Raw genomic sequence first — 2,062 nt, 5'->3', positions numbered from 1 at the left:
GCCAGCGCGGACCGGCTGGCCCGCACCGTGCTGGCCGCCGCGGGCGGGGACTGCACGGTGCCGCCCGATCTGCTGGACGAGCTGCTGGAGCACCGCGCCCGGCCGGTGCCGCGCGCGGGGATCGGCGGGGTCGCGCTGAACGAGCGGGAACGCGAGGTGCTGCGGCTGGTCGCCGACGGCAGGGAGACCGGGGAGATCGCCCGGCAGCTGTGCTACTCGCCGCGGACGGTGGTGAGCGTGGTGCACGACATCACGCACCGGTTCCGGCTGCGCAACCGGGCGCACGCGGTGGCCTAGGCGCTGCGGGCGGGCCTGCTGTGACCGCGCTGCGGGTCCGGCTGGCCTGCTCCGGGCTGGCGTGCACCTGGAACTGATGTCCGCCACCGGCGACCGCCTTTCCGTGCTGTGCCACGACTCGCAGGCGATCCCGGCCACCAGCGCCCTACGCGAGGCACTGGAGATCGGTGTCACCGGACTGCGACTAACGGATGATCAATCCACTTGTGTTACGGTCCAGGTGGATAGAAAATCCGGTTAGTGGAGGTTGCTGTGCGGAACTGGACCGTCGCGGACATGCCAGACCAGACCGACCGGACCGCAGTCGTGACCGGCGCCTCCAGCGGCCTGGGCCTGGCGGTCACCAAGGCCCTGGCCGCCCGCGGCGCCCGAGTGATCATGGCCGTCCGCAACCCCGCCAAGGCCGAACGCATCCGCGCCCAGCTGCCCGATGCCAACCTGGTCACCCGCGAACTCGATCTGTCCAACTTGGACTCGGTCCGCGCCTTCGCCGCTGAGCTGACCGCCCGCGGCGACCAGCTCGACGTCCTGGTCAACAACGCCGGCATCGGCAACCAGCCGCAGAGCCACTCACCGCAGGGCCACGAACTCCACACGCCACCAACCACCTCGGCCACTTCCTGCTCACCGGCCTGCTGCTGGAAAACCTGGCCAAGGGCAACGACCCGCGCGTGGTGACGGTGGCCTCGCTGATGTACCGCTACGGCAGGCTCAACTTCGACAACCTGCCCATCACCCGCGGCTACACCACCGGCCGCGCCTACTCCCAGTCCAAACTCGCCAACGTCCTGTTCGCCCTGGAGCTGGACCGCCGCCTGCGCGCCGCGAAGTCCCCGATCCGCAGCATGCTGACCCACCCCGGCATCGCCCGAACCCCCATGCTCGGCAGCGCCCCCTCCCCACTGATCAGCCGCCTGTCCAGCGCACTGGCCGGAATCGTGAGCCGCCCGGTGGAACAAGGCGCCCTCCCCATCATCTTCGCCGCCACTGCTCCCCATGCTCCGGCAGCCGTCATGCTCAGCCCCTGCGGCATCCTCCGCCCCCACCGCCTCGCCCCAGAGCAACTCCGCCCCCACGCCACCAACCCGACCACCGCCGCCACCCTCTGGACCGTCTCCGAAACCCTCACCAACACCCCCTTCCCCGCCCTCCACAACCCCACCACCTAGCCCCTGTGGACAGCCGCCCCCACCAGTTCAACTTCCCCGCTATGTTCAACTGGCGACCCGTCCACCCACCCCCAAACCCCCACCGGAGCCCCGCAAAAGCCAACCCCACCACGGTTCGCCAACCCCACCTGCCCACACCCAGTCGCTCTGGGTGACCAGCCCAGCGGCCACCTATCGCCAATCCGGGTGGAGTCGGTATGCCGGTCATAGTGAATGCCCCACGGAACTTTGACCCATGATCATTTCGTTACCGCAGTAGGAAGCGGAGGGCGGCGCAGGGCACCACGATCGGCTCCCCCCTCCCGCCCCAGGCAACCCCCCAAGAACAACAGCCACCGGCACCGAGCGACCGCCCACGAGCAACCAGCGATAGCCGCGCCGGCAACTGGCGACAGCCTCGCGAGCCGGCAACTGGCGACAGCCTCGCGAGAGAACGGACGTCGGCGGCCCGGGGAGCCCGCCGGAAGCGACGGCGGAAGGGAAGCCGCGGAGGCGGGGCAGTCGTGGCGGGCCGGGCGCGAACGCTGGCCGGTTGACGGGACCGGTGGCGCTGGCTGGCGGGGACGTAGGCTGTCTGGTGTGCCGTGCGGGCGCGA

General features: G+C 70.6%; 3 protein-coding genes. All 3 read left to right on the top strand.

Features of this window, described 5'->3' with window-relative positions:
- Positions 1-297: LuxR C-terminal-related transcriptional regulator (locus ACWDY5_RS41415; protein ID WP_449727597.1), on the top strand; the 297-nt coding region annotated here is incomplete at its 5' end.
- Positions 298-573: 276 nt separating this feature from the next.
- Entirely contained in the window at positions 574-975 is a 402-nt protein-coding gene (locus tag ACWDY5_RS41410; protein WP_449727596.1) for an SDR family NAD(P)-dependent oxidoreductase, read from the top strand.
- Positions 969-1,466 (top strand): hypothetical protein, encoded by a 498-nt coding sequence (locus ACWDY5_RS41405; protein ID WP_449727595.1) that lies wholly within the window; start codon positions 969-971, stop codon positions 1,464-1,466. Before ACWDY5_RS41410 ends, ACWDY5_RS41405 begins: the two co-directional genes overlap by 7 nt.
- Positions 1,467-2,062: the final 596 nt, after the last annotated feature.

Source organism: Crossiella sp. NPDC003009 (assembly GCF_053591555.1).
Note: the sequence above shows the minus strand (reverse complement) of the source record. Positions and strands in the feature narration are given on the sequence as shown.

What these genes read in the sequence shown, in the direction of transcription:
- ACWDY5_RS41410 (WP_449727596.1), top strand. Translation starts at nt 574, where the DNA reads ATGCCAGACCAGACCGACCGGACCGCAGTCGTGACCGGCGCCTCCAGC.